This is a genomic window from Luteibacter sp. (assembly GCF_051958795.1).
Lineage (GTDB): Bacteria > Pseudomonadota > Gammaproteobacteria > Xanthomonadales > Rhodanobacteraceae > Luteibacter.
This window is the reverse complement of record NZ_JBQCFT010000186.1, coordinates 1-2,884: the sequence shown is the minus strand read 5'-3', so window position 1 is coordinate 2,884 and position 2,884 is coordinate 1. Positions and strand designations below refer to the sequence as shown.

3 protein-coding genes are annotated in these 2,884 nt (G+C 68.0%); 1 reads left to right on the top strand and 2 read right to left on the bottom strand.

Features of this window, described 5'->3' with window-relative positions; translation table 11 throughout:
• The coding region (locus ACTHLF_RS09540; protein WP_440326903.1) for a glycoside hydrolase family 17 protein at positions 1-1,621 on the top strand (1,621 nt) is incomplete at its 5' end.
• A 96-nt stretch (positions 1,622-1,717) separates the two neighbouring features.
• Here the strand turns inward: ACTHLF_RS09540 and ACTHLF_RS09535 are convergent.
• Both ACTHLF_RS09535 and ACTHLF_RS09530 read right to left on the bottom strand, forming a co-directional pair.
• Complete coding sequence (locus tag ACTHLF_RS09535; RefSeq protein WP_440326901.1) at positions 1,718-2,104, bottom strand: hypothetical protein; 387 nt, start codon at positions 2,102-2,104, stop codon at positions 1,718-1,720.
• Positions 2,101-2,880, bottom strand: a complete 780-nt coding sequence (locus ACTHLF_RS09530) for an endonuclease/exonuclease/phosphatase family protein (protein ID WP_440326905.1) — start codon at positions 2,878-2,880, stop codon at positions 2,101-2,103. Before ACTHLF_RS09530 ends, ACTHLF_RS09535 begins: the two co-directional genes overlap by 4 nt.
• Positions 2,881-2,884: the final 4 nt, after the last annotated feature.

Here is a 2,884-nt window from a genome sequence, read left to right as displayed (position 1 = left end):
CGCCCTCGCGCGATTCGCTCGCCCGCTCGCCTGGATCGTCCTCATCGCCGCCGCGATGTTCGGCGCCGGCTACTGGTACCTGCTGGGCCGGCCCGTGCCGTTGCCGGATTCGCCTACGGCCAAGATCGCCTGCGTCTCCTATGCGCCCTTCAGGCTGAAAGGCGAAACGCCGTTCGATCCGCATGCCTTCGTCTCGCCGGAGCGCATTGAGGCAGATCTCAAATCCTTGTCGCAGCGATTCGATTGCGTGCGCACCTACTCGATGAGCCAGGGCCTCGGCGCCGTGCCGGATATCGCCGGCCGCTACGGCATGAAGGTGCTTATGGGCATCTGGCTGGGCCGCGACCCCGTCGCCAACGAACGCGAAATCGAACTCGGCATCGCCGCGGCGAAGCGCGACCGTGCCAGCCTGCGCGGCATCATCGTGGGTAACGAGGTGATGCTGCGCGGCGAGCTCTCCGAGAAGGCGCTCGCCGCCGACATCCAGCGGGTGAACGACGCCACCGATGTGCCGGTGACCTATGCCGATGTCTGGGAGTTCTGGCAGCGGCATGCGGCGCTGGCGAAGGCCACCGATTACCTCACCATCCACATCCTCCCATATTGGGAAGACGAGCCGGTCGCGCCCGAGAAGGCCGTGCGTCACGTCGCCGACGTGTACCAGCAGATGAAGCGCGAGTTCCCCGGCAAGCAGATCATGATCGGTGAAACCGGCTGGCCCAGCCAGGGCCGTACGCGCCGTGATGCGAGCGCGAGCCTGGTGAACGAAGCGCGTTACGTCCGCGAGTTCCTCAACTACGCGGCCACGGTGGACATGCCTTACAACGTCATCGAGGCGTTCGACCAGCCGTGGAAGCGCGACCTCGAAGGCACCGTCGGCGGCTACTGGGGCATCTTCGATGTCGATGCCAAGCCGAAGTTCGCGATGACCGGGCCAGTGGTCGAAGAGCCGCGCTGGACCTGGGCGATCGCTGCGGGTGGCGTGGGCGCGCTGCTGTTCCTGGTGGTGGGCGCCGTGCGCCGCCGCTGGCACGGCACGGCGGGTTGGGTCGCGCTGCTGCTCGCGGGCTTCGCTACCGGCACGGCGCTGGCTGCGCACGCGCGCCTGCTGCTGTTCGCCTGCCGTAACACGCTCGAATGGACCACCGGCATCGCGATCGGCGTGCTCGCGCTGGGCACGGCGCTCGCGTTGGGCCGCGCCGTGGCCGCACGCCTGGCTGCGCCGGTGAACCTTGCAGCGGTTGCGCCGCCGCCCGTGGAGCGTCGCCGCCTGAGCATAACCAACTCGGACGTGTTAACGCCGCAGCGGTTCTTCTGGATGTTCGTGCTGGCGCTGTACGCCATCCTGATGGTCTTCAACGGCCGCTATCGCGACTTCCCGATCGGCCTGTTCGCCCTGCCATGCATAGGCTTCTTCCTGCTGGCGCTGCTGCGCACGCGCGAGGATGTATTGATGCCGCTGGTGGAGGAGCGCCTGCTGGCTATCCTCATCGCCGCGCTCGGCGTGGCGGTGGTGGTGCAGGAAGTGGGTGCGAACGCCGTATCGTGGAGCTGGATGCTGCTCAGCTTCGCGCTGGCGTTGCCGGTGTTGAGCGCCTGGCGGCGGGCATCGCGCGGGTAGGAGCCCACCCTGTGGGCCACGCCGTTCGTACAACCGCTACAGGGCCTGAAGCTCTTCCGCGAAAGATGTCGCCCACAGGGTGGGCTCCTACGCGCATCAGGCCGTGATCGGTGATCCGCCTTGCTCGCGATCGTACTGAAGCCGCACAAGCCGCAGTACACCGATCAGCAATGCGAGCGCACCGCCTTCGTAGCAGTACAGCTGCAACGCCAGCACGCCGATGCATGCCGCGAGCGTGGCCATGGCCACGCTCCGCCAGCACAGCGCCACCAGCGCCACGACGATCGCCGCGTACCCATACCCGTACGACAGGAAGCCCTGCACGACGAGCTCGCGCGTGCCGCACCACCACGGCCGGGTCGCGCCCTCGCACGCGTGCTGCATGTGCTGCGGTTCGATGAACTGGTAGCGCAACAGCGCCGCGATGCACGCGGCGATGACGATGACGGCCCAGGGCAGGGCGGCGCGGAGGCTGGGTTTCATGATGCGGCAGGTCCCTGGGGCGTCGCCCCGGCCGCGGCGGCCAGGCTGTGTGGCAGCCGGATCTCGGCGGCGAGCGGCAGATGATCGGAGAAAGCGCGGGGCAACGTCCACGTCCGGTCGAGCTGGATATCGGCCGAGGTCAGGATGTGGTCGAGCGCACGGCGCGGCTTCCAACTGGGGAAGGTCGGCGTGAGGACCTTCGGCGGTTGCAGCGAGGTCTTGTCGAAGAGCAGGCGCATTTCCGGGCTGGAGGGCTCGGTGTTGAGGTCGCCCATCAGCACCGCGTGCGGGTAGGGCGCAAGCAGCTCGGCGATGAAGGCCAGCTGGCCAAGCCGTGCCGCGGCGCCGAGCGAAAGGTGGGCGATGACCACCACCAGGCCCTCGGTGCCGTGGCCGAAGCGGACGAACAGCGCGCCGCGGCCCTTGATGCGGCCTGGCAGCGGGTAGTCGATGACTTCACTCGGTTCGATGCGGCTCAACAGCCCGTTGGCCGAATGCGCGACGCGCACCATGGGCCGGTTCGGCTGGTGGCTCCAGTACGGCATGCCGGCCGCTTCGGCGATATAGCGGGTCTGGTTGAGGAAGCCGGAGCGCAGGCTGCCGGCATCGGCCTCCTGGAGACCGACCACATCGAACTCGTGCAGCAATTCGGCCAGCGAATCGAGGTTCGCCAGCTTCGACGGCCCGGGGAGCACCGCGTTGACGCTGCGGGTGAAGTAATCGCTGTACCGCTGCACGCTGGCGCCCGCGAGGATGTTGCAGCTCAGCAGGCGCAGGGTG

Bases quoted from the DNA above. Each gene is read 5' to 3' on its own strand.
- ACTHLF_RS09535 (WP_440326901.1), bottom strand. From the start codon at position 2,104: ATGAAACCCAGCCTCCGCGCCGCCCTGCCCTGGGCCGTCATCGTCATC.